Origin of the sequence: Streptomyces sp. NBC_01210, assembly GCF_036010325.1 — a bacterium.
Lineage (GTDB): Bacteria > Actinomycetota > Actinomycetes > Streptomycetales > Streptomycetaceae > Streptomyces.
Genome location: NZ_CP108549.1, coordinates 6,709,457 through 6,726,741, shown reverse-complemented (window position 1 = coordinate 6,726,741; position 17,285 = coordinate 6,709,457). Strand labels below are relative to the sequence as shown.

The following is a 17,285-nucleotide window of genomic DNA, read 5'->3' as shown; positions in this document are numbered from 1 at the left end:
GTTTCCACTCCTTCAGGGGCTACTTGAGCAGTGCGCTGTTCTTCCGCCGGCTGCTGATGAGCTGGCCGGTGACCACGACCAGTACGGCGATGACGAACATGGCCGTGCCGATGACGTTGATCTGGACGGGCGTACCGCGCTGGGCCGAGCCCCACACGAACATGGGGAAGGTGACGGTGTTGCCCGAGTTGAAGTTGGTGATGATGAAGTCGTCGAACGAGAGCGCGAACGCGAGCATCGCACCGGCAGCGATGCCGGGAGCGGCGATCGGCAGCGTCACCCGTACGAACGTCTGCACAGGTCCGGCATAGAGGTCGCGGGCCGCCTCCTCGAGGCGGGGGTCCATCGACAGCACACGCGCCTTGACCGCCACCACCACGAAGCTCAGACAGAACATGGTGTGCGCGATGAGGATGGTCCAGAAGCCCAGCTCCGCACCCAGGTTGAGGAAGAGCGTGAGCAGCGAGGCGGCCATGACCACCTCGGGCATCGCCATCGGCAGGAAGATCAGTGAGTTGATCGCGCCGCGCGCCCGGAAGCGGTAGCGGACCAGCGCGAAGGCGATCATCGAACCGAGGAGGGTGGAGCCGATCGTGGCCCAGAGGGCGATCTGGAGGGAGAGCGAGAGCGAGCCGCACATATCGGCGACACCGCACGGGTCCTTCCAGGCGTCGGTGGAGAACTCCTGCCAGGCGTAGTTGAAGCGGCCGGCCGGCTTGTTGAACGAGAACACCATCACGACGATGTTCGGCAGGATCATGTAAGCGAGCGTGAGCAGTCCCGCGATGACCACAAGGTTCTGTCGTATCCAACGCATCAGACGAGATCCTCCGTCCCGGCCCGGCGGATGTAGACGGTGACCATGATCAGCACGACCGCCATGAGAATGAAGGACAGCGCGGCCGCGGTCGGATAGTCGAGCACCCTCAGGAACTGCGACTGGATGACGTTGCCGACCATCTTGGTGTCCGTGGAGCCGAGCAGTTCGGCGTTGACGTAGTCGCCGCTGGCCGGGATGAAGGTCAGCAGTGTTCCGGAGACGACGCCCGGCATGGACAGCGGGAAGGTCACCTTGCGGAAGGTGGTGGACGACTTCGCGTACAGATCGCCCGCCGCCTCGTGGAGCCGTGGGTCGATCCGCTCCAGTGAGGTGTACAGCGGCAGGACCATGAACGGCAGGAAGTTGTACGTGAGTCCGCAGACCACCGCGAGCGGAGTGGCGAGCAGCCGGTTCCCCTCGGTCATTCCGAGCCAGCTGGTGACGTCCAGGAAGCCGACGCTGTTCAGGACGTCCACCACCGGTCCGCCGTCCGCGAGGATCGTCTTCCAGGCGAGCGTACGGATCAGGAAGCTGGTGAAGAACGGCGCGATGACCAGGACCAGCAGCAGATTGCGCCAGCGGCCCGCCTTGAACGCGATCAGATACGCGAGCGGGTAACCGAGCAGCAGACACAGGATCGTGGCCGTGCCGGCGTACAGCACCGAGCGCAGGAACTGCGGGTAGTACTCGGTGAGCGCGTCCCAGTAGGTCTGGACGTGCCAGGTGACCTTGAAGCCCTCCTCCAGCGACCCCGTCTGCACGGAGGTCGAGGCCTGGTAGACCATCGGCAGCGCGAAGAAGACGACCAGCCACAGGATGCCGGGCAGCAGCAACCAGTACGGGATCAGCTTCCGGCGGACGGACTGTTTGTGGACGACCGGCTCGACCGGCTCGGGGACCGGCGCGGCGGGCGGTGCCTCGGTGACCGTCATGGCGTCTCCTCCACCGTCTCCACACCGGCGTCGATGTCCTGGGCCGCGTCGAGACCGAAGGTGTGCTCGGGGTTCCAGTGCAGGACGACCTCGGCGCCGGGGACCAGACGCGGGTCCCGCTCGATGTTCTGTACGTACACCTCGAGCTCCGGACAGACCGGGCTGTCGATGACGAACTGCGTGGAGACGCCGATGAAGCTGGAGTCGGCGATCTTCCCGGTGAACCGGTTGCGGCCGTCGGCTATCGTGCCCGCGTCGTCCGCGTGCGCCAGCGAGATCTTCTCCGGGCGCACGCCGACCAGCAGCTTTCCGCCGGTACGGGGCTGGGTGGCACAGCGCTCGGCGGGCAGCCGCAGCTTGGCGTCCGCGGCCGTGACGACGACTTCGCCGCCGCTGTTCTGGGCGACCTCGGCCTCGATGAGGTTGGAGGTGCCCAGGAAGTTGGCGACGAAGGTGGTCTGTGGGTTCTCGTAGAGCTCGGCAGGTGCGCCGAGCTGCTCGACCCGTCCGCCGTTCATCACCGCGATGGTGTCGGCCATGGTCATGGCCTCTTCCTGGTCGTGGGTGACATGGACGAATGTGATGCCGACCTCGGTCTGGATGCGCTTGAGCTCGAGCTGCATCTGGCGGCGCAGCTTGAGGTCGAGGGCGCCGAGCGGCTCGTCGAGGAGCAGCACCTGCGGGTGGTTGATGAGCGCGCGGGCGACGGCGACGCGCTGCTGCTGACCGCCAGAGAGCTGATGCGGCTTGCGCTTGGCGAAGTCGCCCAGCTCGACGAGGTCGAGCATGTCGCCGACCTGCTTCTTCACCGACTTGATGCCGCGGCGGCGCAGCCCGAACGCGACGTTCTCGTAGATGTCGAGGTGCGGGAAGAGCGCGTACGACTGGAAGACGGTGTTGACCGGGCGCTTGTACGGCGGCAGGTGGGTGACGTCCTTGCCGCCGAGGAAGACGCTCCCGGTGCTCGGGTCCTCCAGTCCGGCGATCATCCGCAGTGTGGTGGTCTTCCCGCACCCGGAGGCGCCGAGCAGGGCGAAGAAGGAGCCCTGCGGGACGGTCAGGTCCAGCGGGTGGACGGCCGTGAAGGAGCCATAAGTCTTGCTGATCCCGGAGAGGCGGACGTCGCCGCCTTCTGTCTTTTCGGTCATGGGTCGCGATCCCAGTGGTGTCGGAGGGAGAAGGGCAGGTCAGGCGCCGATGAGCTTGGCGAACTTCTCTTCGTAGGCCGTCTCTTCCTTGCTGCTCAGCGAGCGGAAGGAGTGGGACTTGGCCGCCATGGCCGCGTCCGGGATGATCAGCGGGTTCTTGGCCAGCTCCGGGTCGATCTTCGCGAGCTCGGGGCCGACTCCGGCGACCGGGCACACGTAGTTGATGTACGCGGCGAGCTGTGCGGCCACCGGGAGCTCGTAGTAGTAGTCGATGAGCCGGGTGGCGTTCTTCTGGTGCCTGGCGTGCGCCGGGACCAGGAGATTGTCGGTGGCCGTCATATAACCGGCGGCCGGGATCGCGAACTTGATGTCGGGGTTGTCGGCCTGCAGCTGGATCAGGTCACCGGCCCAGGCGACGCAGGCGGCGATGTCACCCTTGTCGAGGTCCGAGGTGTAGTCGTTGCCGGTGAAGCGGCGGATCTGCTTCTTGTCGACGCCCTTCTGGAGCCGGTTGATGGCGGCGTCGTAGTCGGCGTCGGTGACCTTGGCCGGGTCCTTGCCCAGGTCGAGCAGGGTCAGGCCGACCGTGTCGCGCATCTCGGTGAGAAAGCTGACCCGGCCCTTGAGGGTCGGGTCGTCCAGCAGTTGGGTCACGGAGTCGACCTTCTTGCCGCCGGTCGCCTTGACGTTGTAGGCGATGACGGCCGGAATTCCGGTCCAGGGGTAGGAGTAGGCGCGCCCCGGGTCCCAGTCCGGGCTGCGGAACTGCGGGGAGAGATTGGCGTAGGCGTGCGGCAGCAGCGACGGGTCCAGCTTCTGCACCCAGCCGAGCCGGATCATGCGGGCAGCCAGCCAGTCCGTGACATTGATCAGGTCACGGCCGGTGTCCTGGCCAGCCGCGAGCTGCGGCTGGATCTTGCCGAAGAACTCGACGTTGTCGTTGATGTCCTCCGTGTACTTGACCTTGATCCCGGTGCGTTTGGTGAACTCATTGAGCGTCGGACGGCTCTTCTCGTCCTCACTGACGTCCATGTACTCGGTCCAGTTGGAGAAGCTGATCTGCTTCTCCTGGTCCGAGTGGTCGTCCGAGGCCTCCGCGCCGCCCTCGCGCTTGGCGGGCGGGATGCCGCAGGCGCTCAGGGAGGCGAGTCCGCCAATGGTGAGCGCGCCTATGCCGCCGGCGCGCAGCATCGCACGCCGGGAGAGGGCGCCCCGGCCGCTGGTGATGCTCCGTCGCATCGCCGCGAGTTGGGCCGCGGACAGGACGTCCGGCTCGTGCTGATCCATGCGCTGTGCCCTTTCGGGATGGTGCCGCTGGTCGGGCGGCGCTGGGCTGGACTGGTCTGGGGTGGGGTGGGGTGGGGTGGCCAAGCTGAGCTGAGCTGAGCTGCTAGCGGTCGCCGAAGATGGTGCGGTGCCAGTCCTTGCGAACTGTCGCCGTGTTGTCGTACATCACATGCTTGACCTGCGTGTACTCCTCGAAGGAATACGCCGACATGTCCTTTCCGAAGCCCGAGGCCTTGTAGCCGCCGTGCGGCATCTCGCTGATGATCGGGATGTGGTCGTTGACCCAGACGCAGCCCGCCTTGATCTCGCGGGTGGCGCGGTTCGCGCGGAAGACGTCACGGCTCCAGGCGGAGGCGGCGAGGCCGTAGGGAGTGTCATTGGCCAGCGCGATGCCCTCGTCGTCGGAGTCGAAGGGCAGCACGACCAGGACCGGGCCGAAGATCTCGGACTGGACGATCTCGCTGTCCTGGGCGGCGCCCGCGACAAGGGTGGGGCGGTAGTACGCGCCGCCCTTCAGTTCTCCCTGGGGCGCTTCGCCGCCGGTGACGACGGTGGCGTACGCGCGTGCCCGGTCGACGAAGCCGGCGACGCGGTCGCGCTGGAGGTGCGAGACGAGCGGGCCGAGGTCGGTCGACGGGTCGAAGGGGTCGCCGAGGCGGACGGTCGCCATCAGATCGGCGACTCCGGCGACGAAGGCGTCGTACAGGGGCCGCTGGACATAGGCGCGGGTGGCGGCAGTGCAGTCCTGGCCGGAGTTGATGAGTGAGGCGGCGACCGCTCCGTTGACCGCGGCCTCGAGGTCGGCGTCGTCGAAGACGACGAAGGGAGCCTTGCCACCCAGCTCGAGGTGGAGGCGTTTGACGGTGGCGGTGGCGATCTCGGCGACCCGCCTGCCGACCGGGGTGGAGCCGGTGAAGGAGGTCATGACGACGTCCGGGTGACGCACCAGGTGTTCGCCCGCTTCCCGGCCCGCGCCATTGACGATATTGACGACGCCGTCGGGAATCCCGGCCTCCTTCGCCGCCTCGGCGAACATCAGCGAGGTGAGCGGGGTGATCTCGGCGGGCTTCAGCACGATGGTGTTGCCCGCGGCGATGGCCGGCAGGACCTTCCAGGCGGCCATCTGGAGCGGATAGTTCCAGGGCGCGATGGAGCCGACGACACCGATCGCCTCGCGGCGTACGTACGAGGTGTGGTCACCGCTGTACTCGCCCGCGGACTGCCCTTGGAGATGGCGGGCCGCGCCGGCGAAGAAGGCGGTGTTGTCGACGGTGCCGGGCACGTCGAACTCGGTGGTGAGTTTGATGGGCTTGCCGCACTGCAGGGACTCGGCATACGCGAAGTCGGCCGCCTGCTCGGCGAGCACGGACGCGAAGCGGTGCAGGGCGTCGGAGCGCTCGCCCGGGGTGGCGCCCGCCCAGCCGGGGAAGGCCGCGCGGGCGGCAGCCACGGCCGCGTCGACGTCGGCGGTCCCCGCCAGCTCGTAGCCGTGGATCAGCTCGCCGGTCGCCGGGTTCACGATGTCCTGCGTATGTCCTGAGGTGCCGGGCTGCAGCCGCCCGCCGATGAACTGTGCACCGTCCGCGTAGCGGTCCTGCACCTGGAAGCGGTTGTCCATGAAACTCACTCCGTCGTTCCAGCTCGAGTTGACTGCCGATCCTGGCAGAGAGTGACGTACCCAACAAGGGATTCCGTTGTTGCCTTTTGATTACGCGACGGAATCGGTCGACCATGTGTCGCGTCGACCCGCCTATCCCGGTACGGAGTGTCAGTGGTGGATGCAAGACTCGCGTGCATGGGGATGGATGAGCTGATCAAGCAGGTCAGCGAGGGGAACAGAATCAAGTATCTGCAGTTCTGGGGGCATGCGCCGCGCCGGGACGGGAGCATTGGCGCGAGCTGCCTGAGCCAGTGGTGGCCGTCGCTCTTCGTGGTCGACGGAATTCAGTACGCCACCGCGGAGCACTGGATGATGGCGTCCAAGGCGCGGCTCTTCGGCGACGCGAATGCGGAGCAGCGGGCGCTGGAGGCGCGCACGCCTGCGGAGGCCAAGAGGGCCGGGCGGCTGGTGCGCGGTTTCGACGACGCGATATGGGAGCGCGAGCGGTTCGGCATCGTGCGCTCGGGCAGTGTGCACAAGTTCGGGCAGGACGCCGAGCTGCGAGATTTTCTGCTGGCCACAGGGGACCGGGTGCTCGTCGAGGCCAGCCCGATGGACCGGATCTGGGGCATCGGGCTGGCCGCTGACGACGAACGGGCGCAGGATCCCGCGCGCTGGCGCGGGCTCAATCTGCTGGGGTTCGCGCTGATGGAGGCGCGCGAGGAGTTGCGGGCGGGGACGGCTGCGGCTAGCGGCTGACGCGCTCGACCGCCGGCAGGGCGTTGTCGATCACCAGGGAGTTGGAGTAGTCGCCGTAGACGTCCTCCGTGTCCTCGGTCCTGTCCTTGTTGAACGCGTTGGTGATCCCCCAGACCATCAAGCCGATGAAGACGAGGCCGATGACGATGCCGATGATGCCGAGGATGATGCCGGACAGGGCCATGCCGGCGTTGGTGGCCTCGCCGCGCTGCGCCCGCTTCCTGCCGATGATGCCGAAGATCAGGGCGAGCACGCCCAGCACGATCCCGACAACGCCGTACAGGCAGAACAGACAGACGGAGAGGATGCCGAGCACCATCGCGGTGATGCCCATGCCGTTCGCCGGGGCGCTCTGCCAGCCGTTCTGGCCGTAGGCCTGGTATCCGGGGTATCCGGGATAGCCGCCGTACGGATCACCGACACCGGGGGTGGGCTGCGGGAGGCTCGGGGCGGCGGGGTAGCCGTAGACACCCGCGGCGGGCTGGGCGGGTCCGACCGGAGCGGCCGGGTAGCCGTAGGGACCCGCCGCGGGCTGGGCCGGTCCGCCCGGTGCTATCGGGGGCGGCGGCACGGCGCCGGTCTGGGCAGCGGGTCCTACGCCGGGCATCGAGGTGACCGTCGGCTCGCTGTGCAGGAACGGCGCCGACGGGCTCGGGGTGGCGGCGGGCTTGTCCAACGGGACCTTGTCCTGTGCCGCGCTGCTCTCCGGCGCAGCCCACGGGTCGTGCGGCTCGGGCGCGCCGGGCGGCTGGGCCTGGTTGTCAGACATCTTCTCCCCCATCGTGGTTCGCCGTCATGCTACGGCCTTCGCACAGTCCTCGAACGGCCGCCTACGATGATCCCTGACCCGAGCGGCCCAGAACACGGAGGACTCCGATGACCGATCTGCACCCCTTCATCGCGGGGCTTCCCAAGGCGGAACTGCACGTTCACCATGTCGGCTCGGCCTCGCCGCGCATCGTCGCCGAGCTGGCCGCCCGCCACCCGGACTCCAAGGTCCCCACCGACCCCGAGGCGCTCGCCGATTACTTCACCTTCACCGACTTCGCGCACTTCATCGAGGTCTATCTCTCGGTGGTGGATCTGATCCGCACCCCTGAGGACGTACGACTGCTCACGTTCGAGGTCGCCCGGGACATGGCTCGGCAGAACATCCGCTATGCCGAGCTGACCGTCACGCCGTTCAGCTCGACCCGTCGCGGCATCGACGAGGATGCCTTCATGGTGGCGATCGAGGACGCCCGCAAGGCGGCCGAGGCCGAGCTCGGTGTCGTACTGCGCTGGTGCTTCGACATTCCGGGCGAGGCCGGACTCGAAGCCGCGGAGGAGACGACCCGCCTCGCGGTGGATCTGCACCCCGAGGGCCTGGTCTCCTTCGGTCTGGGCGGCCCCGAAATCGGGGTGGAGCGGCCGCAGTTCAAGCCGTACTTCGACCGGGCCATCGCCGCGGGCCTGCACTCCGTGCCGCACGCCGGTGAGACGACCGGCCCGCAGACCATCTGGGACGCGCTGAACGAGCTGGGCGCCGAGCGCATCGGCCACGGCACCAGTGCCACGCAGGATCCGGCGCTGCTGGCGTACCTCGCCGAGCACCGCATCCCGCTAGAGGTCTGCCCCACCTCGAACATCGCGACCCGCGCCGTCACCGACCTCGACGAGCACCCGATCAAGGAGATGGTCGAGGCCGGTGTGCTGGTGACGATCAACAGCGATGACCCGCCGATGTTCGGCACCGACCTCAACAACGAGTACGCGGTCGCCGCACGGCTGCTGGAGCTGGACGAGCGCGGCCTCGCCGCCCTCGCCAAGAACGCCGTCGAGGCGTCCTTCCTCGACGAGGCCGGCAAGGCTCGGATCATCGCGGAGATCGACTCGTACACCGCCGCCTGGCTCGCCCGCTGACCGGCACCGACAATGGCCCCATGCGCGCTGTCCGTGTCGTGGGCCATCGCGGTGATCCCTACCGCGTCCGTGAGAACACCCTGCCCTCGCTCCGCTCGGCCCTCGAGCGGGGCGCGGGCGCTGTCGAGATCGACGCGCGCCTCACCCGTGACGGCGTGCCCGTGCTGCTGCACGACGACTCGCTGAAGCGGCTGTGGGGACACGACCGACCGCTCGCGGATCTCACCGCGAAGGAACTGCACGAGCTGACCGACGGCGGAGTACCCACCCTGCGCGAGGCACTGCTCGCGGTCGGCGCGCACCGCGTGATGATCGATCTGCCCGGCGCCTCGGAGGAGTCGGTACGGACGGTGGTCGGCACCGTCCATGAGTGCGAGGCGGACGAGCGGGTGTACTACTGCGCGGGCCCCGTCGCCATGCTCGCGGTCCGCGCCGCCGATCCCTCGGCCGAGATCGCGATGACCTGGACGACGCTGGCCCCGCCGCGCCCGGCACTGCTCGACGCGGTGCGACCGCGCTGGCTCAACTACCGTTTCGGTCTGCTCGGCGAGGAGTTGACGGACCGTCTCCACCGGGACGGCATGCTGGTCTCCGCCTGGACGGCAGACACCCGCCGCATCATGCGCCGCCTGGTCGGGTACGGCGTGGACTCGATCACCACCAATCGCGTGGACGCGCTGCAGCGCGTACTGTCCCCATGGCCCAACTCCCCCGTCGGCAACGGTCGTTGATCCGTCCGGCATGATGGGCCCCACGCAGCCGGCCGAGGAGCAGAACGTGACCGACAGGATCCGCACCGACGTAGCGCACAACGCCAGGGTCTGGAACCACTGGCTGGGCGGCAAGGACAACTACCAGGTCGACCGCGCGGTGGGCGACCAGGTCACCGGGATGTACCCGAGCATCGGCGAGGTGGCACGCGCGGACCGCGCGTTTCTCGGCCGCGCCGTGCGCTACCTGGCCGGTGAGGCGGGCATGCGGCAGTTCCTGGACATCGGCACCGGCCTGCCCACGGTCGAGAACACCCATGAGGTGGCGCAGCGGATCGCCCCCGGCGCACGGATCGTCTATGTCGACAACGACCCGATCGTGCTGGCGCACGCGCGAGCGCTGCTCACGAGTTCCCCGGAGGGCGCGACCGAGTACATCGACGCGGACGCCCACTACCCGGACCGGATCCTCCGCGCCGTCGAGCCGCTGCTGGATCTGAAGCAGCCGGTGGCAGTGATGATGCTCGGCATCCTGAACTTCGTACTGGACACCGACGAGGCCCGGTCGATCGTGCGGCAGCTGATGGACGCCGTGCCGTCCGGCAGCCATCTGGTGCTCACCCATCCGACGCTGGAGCTGGGCGGCGAGGGCAATGCCGCGGCGATGCGGTTCTGGAACGAGAACGCCACGCCGCCGATCACGGCCCGCAGCCGCGCGGAGTTCGCCTCGTTCCTGGAGGGTCTGGAGGTCCTGGAGCCGGGCATCGTGTCGTGCGCCCGCTGGCGCCACGATCCGGAGACCGAGGGCGAGACGGTTCAGGTGGCGCAGTTCGGCGCGGTCGGCCGCAAGCCGTAGAGCCGAACGCCGGCGCCTGGAGCACGGCTGGAGGCCCGCGACCGCGCGGAGCCGGACGGCCTCGCCGACTGCACTACGCCGCGGCGGCGACCGGTTCCGGCCCCTCCGCCGACTCCGTCAGCGCCTCGAGTTGCTTGATCTTGCGGCGCACGACATAGAGCGGGATCACCCCGAAGACCCCGAACGACATGTCGATGACCGACCACCAGAAGGGGATTCCGCGGATCGGACCGCAGATCAGGGCGAGCGGGATGATCCCGGCGCAGGCGATCATCCCGAACTCGACGACCCAGATGTTCCGTACGGGATCGCGGTAGGGGCCGTAGAAGGCGACCGCGATCACGAGGTGCGCGAAGGCCAGCCAGTCCGTGCCGTACAGCACGAAAGGATACTTCGTGTCGGTGGCGTCCAGCCCGGCCCGTACCCGCTCGATCCACTCCATCAGGCCCGGGAGATGATCCGGGACCGGCGAGGCCGAGGACTTCAGCAGATCCTCCACCCAGTGCAGCTCATGCACCAGCGGGAAGGCGGTGAGACCGCTCAGCACCAGACACACAATGAAGACGGCCAACCACACGCGTATGCGCCGCAAGAGGACTCTTCGCTCGCTCATATCCGCAGCGTACGCCCGGTTTTACGCGCCCTTTACCGGCCCCCGGTGACTCTGCGGGCGATCGCGTGCGAGACGATGGTGGCGCCTGCGGCCAGCGCCAGACCGGCCGCCGCGTCGCGCACCCGCGCGGGCCGGAGCACACCGGCGCGCCGCAGCCGGCCGCGCGCCCAGAGCGTGAACGGCACCACGATCAGTGGCGAGGTCGCCGAGCCCGGGGTGTAGCCGCGTACGGCAGCGGCCTGCGCGAGGTGGACGAGGCCGTGCAGCCCGAAACCATCCAGGGCTCCCTGGTAGAAGGCGGACCGGCCACCGGAGCGCCCGCCCGCGACGGCGGCCGAGGCGACGATCGCGCCCATCACCCCGACGGCGACGGCGAATTCCCGCTCGTCGACGGCCTCCATGGCACGCCATACACGCTCGGGGACGCCCGGGAAGCGTTTGCGCAGTACGGGCACGTTCTCGCGTATCCAGCGCGGACCGGCCACCAGTTCCTCGGCGTCGTGCAGCAGCCAGGCGGCGAACAGACCGTACGTCACCGCGGAGTTCACGTGATCATCGCTCATGATCGCAAGTCTGCTACAGCCCGACGATCGCGTTCCACCGCTTCGCGAAGGGGGTGCGCTCCTCGGAGGTGATGTCGCGCGCGATCGCGAGGCGTTTGCGCATCGAGTCGTCCGGGAAGATCAGCGGGTCCTCGGCGAGCGCGGCCGTCTCCTCGTCCTTCGACGAGGCCAGTACGTCGCGGGCGGCCGGCACCGGGCAGACGTAGTTGACCCAGGCCGCGAGCTCCGCAGCGACCTCCGGCTCGTAGTAATGGTCGACGAGCGCCTCGGCGTTGCGCTTGTGCCGGGCGAGGTTGGGGACCATCAGGCTCTCCGCCCACAGCTCCGCGCCCTCCTCCGGCACCCCGAACTCGATGTCGGGGTTGTCGGCCCGGAGCTGGATGACATCGCCGGAGTACGCCTGACAGGCCAGCACGTCCCCGGTGGAGAGGTCCTTGATGTAGTCGTTGCCGGTGAAACGCCTGATGTGTTTCCGCTTCACGAGCTTCTCCACCTGCTCACACATCTCGTGGAAGTCCTCCGCGGACCAGCGGGTGACGTCCACGCCGTTGCCCTGCATCAGCAGGGCGAAGGATTCGTCGAGTCCGGAGAGGAGCGTGACCCGGCCGCGCAGATCGTCCGCCCACAGATCACTGGTGTGCCTGATCTCGCGGCCGAGCCTCTTGCGGTTGTACGCGATGCCGGTGATCCCGGACTGCCAGGGGACGCTGTGCAGCCGGCCCTCGTCGAAAGCGGGTGAACGCAACTGCGGATCAAGGTATTTGGCGACATTGGGCTGCTTCGCCCGGTCCATCTCCTGCACCCAGCCGAGCCGTACGAACCGGGCCGCCATCCAGTCGCTGACGACGATCAGGTCCCGGCCGGTCTCCTGGTGGTTCATCAGCGCGGGGCTGACCTTGCCGAAGAACTCGTCGTTGTCGTTGATCTCCTCGGTATAGCGGACCGAGATCCCGGTGCGCTCGGTGAAGGAGTCGAGGGTGGGCCGCTTGGAGGTGTCCTCGTCGTCGGTGTCGATGTAGAGGGGCCAGTTGGCGAAGTCGACGCTTCTGTCGCCCTTCGAGACATCGCGCCGGGCACGGTCCCCGGGCTGTACGTACGCGGCGGGCACCCCGCAGCCGGTGAGTGCGGCGCCGGCGGCGAGGCCGAGCAGGAGGGACCGCCTTGACATGGGGTTCATCCGAATCGCGGGCACGTCCGCAGGATGCCGGGCGGGGCGTGGGCGCGGCAATGGACGCTACGTCGATCCGTACGGGCCCGGCCCGACACCCTGTCGATCATGGACATATGTCTATACTTCTTGGACAGTCGTCCAAGAAATCGATTCGCGAAGTCAAGAAGCACGAAGTCACGAAGTCACGAGAAGAGTCGCTCATGAACACAACCGCCCAAGTCCTGGTCGGCCTGGTGGCCGCGCTCCACGCCTACATCCTGGTTCTGGAGATGTTCCTCTGGCAGCGCAAGCCGGGCCGCGAACTCTCCGGCTTCGACGCCGAGATGGCCCGCGCGACCGCCCCCCTCGCCGCGAACCAGGGCCTGTACAACGGCTTCCTCGCCGCCGGCCTGGTCTGGGGCCTGATCGCCGCGGACCCGACGGGGTACCGGGTGCAGGTCTTCTTCCTGAGCTGCGTGGTTATCGCCGGCGTCTACGGCGGCTTCACCGCGAACCGCCGCATCCTGGTGGCGCAGGCGCTCCCGGGCGCTCTCGCGCTGGCGGCCGTCCTGGTGGCTGGATGAGCGCCGCGACCGGCGATCCGCGGGCGGAGCGCACCCGCGCCAGGCTGCGCAAGGCACTGCTCGAGGAGTGCGCCGAGCGCCCGCTCGAAGAGGTCAGCGTCGCGGCGCTGGTGCGCAGGGCGGGTCTGGGCCGGGCCACGTTCTATCTGCACTACACGGATCTGCAGGCGCTCGCGGTCGACGCGTGCGCGGAGGTCGTACGGGAGGCGGTGGAGGCCCTCCACGCCTGGCGCGGCACTCCGGACCCGGCCGCTCCGCCGCCCGCGCTGACGGCTTTCTTCACCGGCCTCGCGCCGCACGCACCGCTCTACCGGACCCTGCTGCGCGAGGGCGGCAGCGGCCCGCTGGGCGATCTGCTCCACCACGAACTGCGCGAACGCAGCCGCAGGGAAAGGGAGTTGGCCGGTGCCCCGGCGCCCGACCTGATCGCCTCCGCGGTGGCGGCCACCTTCGCGGGCCTCCTGGCGGACTGGCTCCACGGCCTGATCGACGCGACTCCCGAGGCCATGACGGCCCAGGTCTGGCGCCTGCTGCTGGCACTGCACCGCACACCCGACATGAAACGACATGAAACGGCGTGAGGCCGCGTGAGACGGCGTGAGACGGCACGAGTACGGGGCGCGGGAAGTGTCCCGCGCCCCGTACTCTTAGCGCTGCTTTGCAGGAGCAGATGTCAGCCGTCGAGCGACGTCATCACGTGCTTGATGCGCGTGTAGTCGTCGAAGCCATACGCCGACAGATCCTTGCCGTAACCCGACTTCTTGAAGCCGCCGTGCGGCATCTCCGCGACCAGCGGGATGTGGGTGTTGATCCATACACAGCCGAAGTCCATCGCCTTCGACATCCGCATCGCCCGCGCGTGGTCCCTGGTCCACACCGAAGAGGCCAGCGCGAACTCCACGCCGTTCGCCCACTCCAGCGCCTGCGCCTCGTCCGTGAAGGACTGGACGGTGATGACCGGGCCGAAGACCTCGTTCTGGATGATCTCGTCGTCCTGCTTCAGGCCGGAGACGACGGTCGCGGCGTAGAAGTAGCCCTTCTCGCCGACCCGGTGGCCTCCCGCCTCGACCTTGGCGTGTGCCGGCAGCCGGTCGATGAAGCCGGAGACCTGCGCCAGCTGGTTGGCGTTGTTGAGCGGGCCGTACAGCACATCGGCGTCGTCCGGCGCACCCGTCTTGGTGTCGGCGGCGGCCTTCGCCAGCGCCGACACGAACTCGTCGTGGATCGACTCGTGTACGAGGACACGCGTCGCGGCCGTACAGTCCTGACCGGCGTTGAAGTAGCCCGCCACCGCGATGTCCTCGACGGCCTTGGCGATGTCAGTGTCCTCGAAGACGACGACCGGCGCCTTGCCGCCCAGCTCGAGGTGAACGCGCTTGACGTCCTTGGCCGCGGACTCGGCGACCTGGATGCCCGCCCGTACGGAACCGGTGATGGAGGCCATCGCCGGGGTCGGGTGCTCGACCATCGCACGGCCGGTCTCCCGGTCGCCGCAGATGACGTTGAAGACACCCTTGGGCACGATCGAGCCGATGATCTCGGCGATCAGCACGGTCGACGCCGGCGTCGTGTCGGACGGCTTGATGACGACGGTGTTGCCCGCCGCCAGCGCCGGCGCGAACTTCCAGACGGCCATCATCATCGGGTAGTTCCACGGCGCGACCTGCGCGCAGACGCCGACCGGCTCGCGCCGGACGATGGAGGTGAAGCCCTCCATGTACTCCCCGGCCGAACGGCCCTCGAGCATCCGCGCCGCGCCCGCGAAGAAGCGGATCTGGTCCACCATGGGCGGGATCTCTTCGGTACGGGTCAGCTCCAGCGGCTTGCCCGTGTTCTCCGACTCGGCCGCGATCAGGTCCTCGGCCCGCTCCTCAAAGGCGTCCGCGATCTTCAGCAGTACCTTCTGGCGCTCGGCCGGGGTGGTGTCGCGCCAGGCGGGGAAGGCGGCCGCGGCAGCGTCCATGGCGGCATCGACGTCGGCCTGCCCGGAGAGCGGAGACGTGGCGTACACGTCACCGGTGGCCGGGTTGATGACCTCGATCGTCCGCCCGTCGGCGGCGTCCCGGAACTCCCCGTTGATGTAGTTGCGCAGACGACGCAGCTCGGTGGTCACTGTTGCCACCCCTCCTGTCAGATGTCCGATGGGTGAGACCACCAACCCTAATCGCTCAGGTGACGCTTTCGACAGACCCGACCCTCCCCAACTTCGGATTCGGTGAGATTTGGACTTCAGAACAACGAATTTCATTGCTCAAGGGTTGCCAGACAGACGAGTCGCAGTGCAGAGTGAGCTCGTGGCCAGTCGTAGCGCAGAGTCCAGGAACGGAAACGGATCGTCCCCGACGATCGACGCCGTCTCCCTCGCCATCATCGAACAGCTCCAGGAGGACGGGCGTCGCCCGTATGCCGCCATAGGCAAGGCCGTCGGCCTCTCCGAAGCGGCCGTGCGTCAGCGCGTCCAGAAGCTGCTCGACCAGGGCGTGATGCAGATCGTCGCCGTCACCGACCCGCTCACCGTGGGTCTGCGTCGGCAGGCGATGGTCGGCATCACGGTCGAGGGCGACGTCGACCCGATCGCGGACGCGCTCACCGCCATGGCCGAATGCGAGTACGTGGTGATGACCGCGGGCTCCTTCGACCTGATGGTGGAGATCGTCTGCGAGGACGACGACCACCTGCTCGAAGTGATCAACAAGCGGATCCGCGCGCTCCCCGGCGTGCGCTCCACCGAGAGCTTCGTCTATCTCAAGCTGAAGAAGCAGACCTATATGTGGGGAACCCGATAGCCGTGAGCAAGGACCTCTCCAAAGCCGCCTACGACCACCTGTGGATGCACTTCACCCGCATGTCGTCGTACGAGAACGCACCCGTGCCCACCATCGTGCGTGGCGAGGGCACCTACATCTACGACGACAAGGGCAAGCGCTACCTCGACGGCCTCTCCGGCCTCTTCGTGGTCAACGCCGGCCACGGCCGTCACGAGCTCGCCGAGACCGCCTACAAGCAGGCTCAGGAGCTCGCCTTCTTCCCGGTGTGGTCGTACGCCCACCCGAAGGCGGTCGAGCTGGCCGAGCGGCTGGCGCAGCACGCCCCTGGCGACCTCAACAAGGTCTTCTTCACCACCGGTGGCGGTGAGGCGGTCGAGACCGCCTGGAAGCTCGCCAAGCAGTACTTCAAGCTGCAGGGCAAGCACACCAAGTACAAGGTCATCTCGCGCGCGGTCGCGTACCACGGCACCCCGCAGGGCGCCCTGTCCATCACCGGCCTGCCGGCCCTCAAGGCCCCCTTCGAGCCGCTGGTCCCCGGCGCGCACAAGGTGCCGAACACCAACATCTACCGTGCGCCGATCCACGGCGACGACCCCGAGGCCTTCGGCCGCTGGGCCGCCGACCAGATCGAGCAGCAGATTCTCTTCGAGGGCGCCGAGACGGTCGCGGCGGTCTTCCTCGAGCCGGTGCAGAACGCCGGTGGCTGCTTCCCGCCGCCGCCCGGGTACTTCCAGCGTGTGCGTGAGATCTGCGACCAGTACGACGTACTGCTCGTATCGGACGAGGTCATCTGCGCCTTCGGCCGTCTCGGCACGATGTTCGCCTGCGACAAGTTCGGCTATGTGCCGGACATGATCACCTGCGCCAAGGGCATGACCTCGGGCTACTCCCCGATCGGCGCGTGCATCATCTCCGACCGCCTCGCCGAGCCTTTCTACAAGGGCGACAACACCTTCCTGCACGGCTACACCTTCGGCGGCCACCCGGTCTCCGCGGCGGTGGGCCTGGCGAACCTCGACATCTTCGAGAAGGAAGGCCTCAACCAGCACGTCCTCGACAACGAGGGCGCGTTCCTCTCCACGCTGCAGAAGCTGCACGACCTGCCGATCGTCGGCGACGTCCGCGGCAACGGCTTCTTCTACGGCATCGAGCTGGTGAAGGACAAGGCCACCAAGGAGACCTTCACCGACGAGGAGACCGAGCGTGTGCTCTACGGCTTCCTCTCGAAGGCGCTCTACGACAACGGCCTGTACTGCCGTGCCGACGACCGTGGCGACCCGGTCGTTCAGCTGGCGCCGCCGCTGATCTCCAACCAGCAGACCTTCGACGAGATCGAGGGCATTCTGCGCAGCGTCCTCACGGAGGCGTGGACGAAGCTCTAGCCTCACCGGCCGGCTTCACCGGCCTCGTACGGCCCGGGGCACCCGGACACTCACTCGGCCAATCATTCGGCCGTACGAGTGAGATGGGGTGCACCCGGGCCGCGTGCTTCCCGACACCCCGGTTCTGAATCCTTAGCGTGCCGAGTGACCGATCGGCCCTGTCTTCGTTCCCCCGTACGGGGGAAGGGAAATCTGATCAGAACCGAGGTGT

Annotated in this window: 18 protein-coding genes; 8 read left to right on the top strand and 10 right to left on the bottom strand. The window is 68.0% G+C overall.

The genetic code is table 11. The features are described from left to right. Positions 1 to 19: 19 nt before the first annotated feature. From OG735_RS30770 to OG735_RS30750, 5 genes are all read right to left on the bottom strand, one after another. Positions 20 to 817, bottom strand: coding sequence for an ABC transporter permease (locus tag OG735_RS30770; RefSeq protein WP_327326382.1), 798 nt, complete (start codon positions 815 to 817; stop codon positions 20 to 22). Then, a complete protein-coding gene (locus OG735_RS30765; protein WP_327326381.1) occupies positions 817 to 1,752 on the bottom strand; it encodes an ABC transporter permease in 936 nt (311 codons plus the stop codon). Before OG735_RS30765 ends, OG735_RS30770 begins: the two co-directional genes overlap by 1 nt. Next, positions 1,749 to 2,900 (bottom strand): ABC transporter ATP-binding protein, encoded by a 1,152-nt coding sequence (locus tag OG735_RS30760; protein ID WP_327326380.1) that lies wholly within the window; start codon positions 2,898 to 2,900, stop codon positions 1,749 to 1,751. The genes OG735_RS30765 and OG735_RS30760 overlap by 4 nt, the downstream gene beginning before the upstream one ends. 39 nt (positions 2,901 to 2,939) lie before the next feature. After that, positions 2,940 to 4,187, bottom strand: coding sequence for an ABC transporter substrate-binding protein (locus tag OG735_RS30755; protein ID WP_327326379.1), 1,248 nt, complete (start codon positions 4,185 to 4,187; stop codon positions 2,940 to 2,942). A 103-nt stretch (positions 4,188 to 4,290) separates the two neighbouring features. Beyond that, positions 4,291 to 5,805 carry a gamma-aminobutyraldehyde dehydrogenase gene (locus OG735_RS30750; protein WP_327326378.1) on the bottom strand — a complete coding sequence of 505 codons (1,515 nt, stop codon included), beginning with the start codon at positions 5,803 to 5,805 and terminating at the stop codon, positions 4,291 to 4,293. Between the two features lie 177 nt (positions 5,806 to 5,982). On the opposite strand from OG735_RS30750, the gene OG735_RS30745 reads away from it, so the two are divergent. Further along, entirely contained in the window at positions 5,983 to 6,546 is a 564-nt protein-coding gene (locus OG735_RS30745; RefSeq protein WP_327326377.1) for an NADAR family protein, read from the top strand. Here OG735_RS30745 and OG735_RS30740 read toward each other — a convergent pair. Further along, complete coding sequence (locus OG735_RS30740) at positions 6,536 to 7,315, bottom strand: DUF4190 domain-containing protein (RefSeq protein ID WP_327326376.1); 780 nt, start codon at positions 7,313 to 7,315, stop codon at positions 6,536 to 6,538. The two genes, OG735_RS30745 and OG735_RS30740, sit on opposite strands and share 11 nt — an antisense overlap. 107 nt (positions 7,316 to 7,422) lie before the next feature. Between OG735_RS30740 and OG735_RS30735 the strand changes: the two genes are divergently transcribed. The 3 genes from OG735_RS30735 to OG735_RS30725 are packed head-to-tail and all read left to right on the top strand — an operon-like array spanning position 7,423 to position 10,014. Continuing rightward, entirely contained in the window at positions 7,423 to 8,448 is a 1,026-nt protein-coding gene (locus OG735_RS30735) for an adenosine deaminase (RefSeq protein ID WP_327326375.1), read from the top strand. A gap of 20 nt (positions 8,449 to 8,468) precedes the next feature. Further along, positions 8,469 to 9,179 carry a glycerophosphodiester phosphodiesterase gene (locus tag OG735_RS30730; RefSeq protein ID WP_327326374.1) on the top strand — a complete coding sequence of 237 codons (711 nt, stop codon included), beginning with the start codon at positions 8,469 to 8,471 and terminating at the stop codon, positions 9,177 to 9,179. Between the two features lie 13 nt (positions 9,180 to 9,192). Continuing rightward, complete coding sequence (locus OG735_RS30725) at positions 9,193 to 10,014, top strand: SAM-dependent methyltransferase (protein ID WP_442812632.1); 822 nt, start codon at positions 9,193 to 9,195, stop codon at positions 10,012 to 10,014. A 73-nt stretch (positions 10,015 to 10,087) separates the two neighbouring features. Here the strand turns inward: OG735_RS30725 and OG735_RS30720 are convergent, their stop codons facing one another. Genes OG735_RS30720 through OG735_RS30710 form a run of 3 tightly spaced genes read right to left on the bottom strand, consistent with a single transcriptional unit; the run spans position 10,088 to position 12,358 of the window. Beyond that, positions 10,088 to 10,627, bottom strand: a complete 540-nt coding sequence (locus OG735_RS30720) for a hypothetical protein (protein ID WP_327326372.1) — start codon at positions 10,625 to 10,627, stop codon at positions 10,088 to 10,090. A 32-nt stretch (positions 10,628 to 10,659) separates the two neighbouring features. Further along, positions 10,660 to 11,190, bottom strand: a complete 531-nt coding sequence (locus tag OG735_RS30715; protein WP_327326371.1) for an HXXEE domain-containing protein — start codon at positions 11,188 to 11,190, stop codon at positions 10,660 to 10,662. Positions 11,191 to 11,203: 13 nt separating this feature from the next. Next, positions 11,204 to 12,358: a polyamine ABC transporter substrate-binding protein gene (locus tag OG735_RS30710; RefSeq protein ID WP_327326370.1), complete on the bottom strand. Its 1,155-nt coding sequence runs from the start codon at positions 12,356 to 12,358 to the stop codon at positions 11,204 to 11,206. Positions 12,359 to 12,561: 203 nt separating this feature from the next. On the opposite strand from OG735_RS30710, the gene OG735_RS30705 reads away from it, so the two are divergent. Together OG735_RS30705 and OG735_RS30700 are read left to right on the top strand one after the other, a co-directional pair. Continuing rightward, entirely contained in the window at positions 12,562 to 12,924 is a 363-nt protein-coding gene (locus OG735_RS30705; RefSeq protein ID WP_327326369.1) for a DUF1304 domain-containing protein, read from the top strand. Continuing rightward, positions 12,921 to 13,505 carry a TetR/AcrR family transcriptional regulator gene (locus OG735_RS30700; RefSeq protein ID WP_327326368.1) on the top strand — a complete coding sequence of 195 codons (585 nt, stop codon included), beginning with the start codon at positions 12,921 to 12,923 and terminating at the stop codon, positions 13,503 to 13,505. Before OG735_RS30705 ends, OG735_RS30700 begins: the two co-directional genes overlap by 4 nt. A 92-nt stretch (positions 13,506 to 13,597) precedes the next feature. On the opposite strand, the gene OG735_RS30695 is transcribed toward OG735_RS30700, so the two are convergent. Beyond that, positions 13,598 to 15,037 (bottom strand): gamma-aminobutyraldehyde dehydrogenase, encoded by a 1,440-nt coding sequence (locus tag OG735_RS30695; RefSeq protein WP_327328514.1) that lies wholly within the window; start codon positions 15,035 to 15,037, stop codon positions 13,598 to 13,600. Positions 15,038 to 15,218: 181 nt separating this feature from the next. On the opposite strand from OG735_RS30695, the gene OG735_RS30690 reads away from it, so the two are divergent. Together OG735_RS30690 and OG735_RS30685 are read left to right on the top strand one after the other, a co-directional pair. Further along, a complete protein-coding gene (locus tag OG735_RS30690) occupies positions 15,219 to 15,710 on the top strand; it encodes an Lrp/AsnC family transcriptional regulator (RefSeq protein WP_326652921.1) in 492 nt (163 codons plus the stop codon). Beyond that, positions 15,695 to 17,074 (top strand): aspartate aminotransferase family protein, encoded by a 1,380-nt coding sequence (locus tag OG735_RS30685; RefSeq protein WP_327326367.1) that lies wholly within the window; start codon positions 15,695 to 15,697, stop codon positions 17,072 to 17,074. Before OG735_RS30690 ends, OG735_RS30685 begins: the two co-directional genes overlap by 16 nt. The last annotated feature ends 211 nt before the right edge of the window (positions 17,075 to 17,285 follow it).

Coding starts and splice junctions, on each gene's coding strand:
- OG735_RS30770 (WP_327326382.1), bottom strand. CDS start 817: ATGCGTTGGATACGACAGAACCTTGTGGTCATCGCGGGACTGCTCACG.
- OG735_RS30765 (WP_327326381.1), bottom strand. CDS start 1,752: ATGACGGTCACCGAGGCACCGCCCGCCGCGCCGGTCCCCGAGCCGGTC.
- OG735_RS30760 (WP_327326380.1), bottom strand. CDS start 2,900: ATGACCGAAAAGACAGAAGGCGGCGACGTCCGCCTCTCCGGGATCAGC.
- OG735_RS30755 (WP_327326379.1), bottom strand. CDS start 4,187: ATGGATCAGCACGAGCCGGACGTCCTGTCCGCGGCCCAACTCGCGGCG.
- OG735_RS30750 (WP_327326378.1), bottom strand. CDS start 5,805: ATGGACAACCGCTTCCAGGTGCAGGACCGCTACGCGGACGGTGCACAG.
- OG735_RS30745 (WP_327326377.1), top strand. CDS start 5,983: ATGGGGATGGATGAGCTGATCAAGCAGGTCAGCGAGGGGAACAGAATC.
- OG735_RS30740 (WP_327326376.1), bottom strand. CDS start 7,315: ATGTCTGACAACCAGGCCCAGCCGCCCGGCGCGCCCGAGCCGCACGAC.
- OG735_RS30735 (WP_327326375.1), top strand. CDS start 7,423: ATGACCGATCTGCACCCCTTCATCGCGGGGCTTCCCAAGGCGGAACTG.
- OG735_RS30730 (WP_327326374.1), top strand. CDS start 8,469: ATGCGCGCTGTCCGTGTCGTGGGCCATCGCGGTGATCCCTACCGCGTC.
- OG735_RS30725 (WP_442812632.1), top strand. CDS start 9,193: ATGGGCCCCACGCAGCCGGCCGAGGAGCAGAACGTGACCGACAGGATC.
- OG735_RS30720 (WP_327326372.1), bottom strand. CDS start 10,627: ATGAGCGAGCGAAGAGTCCTCTTGCGGCGCATACGCGTGTGGTTGGCC.
- OG735_RS30715 (WP_327326371.1), bottom strand. CDS start 11,190: ATGAGCGATGATCACGTGAACTCCGCGGTGACGTACGGTCTGTTCGCC.
- OG735_RS30710 (WP_327326370.1), bottom strand. CDS start 12,358: ATGTCAAGGCGGTCCCTCCTGCTCGGCCTCGCCGCCGGCGCCGCACTC.
- OG735_RS30705 (WP_327326369.1), top strand. CDS start 12,562: ATGAACACAACCGCCCAAGTCCTGGTCGGCCTGGTGGCCGCGCTCCAC.
- OG735_RS30700 (WP_327326368.1), top strand. CDS start 12,921: ATGAGCGCCGCGACCGGCGATCCGCGGGCGGAGCGCACCCGCGCCAGG.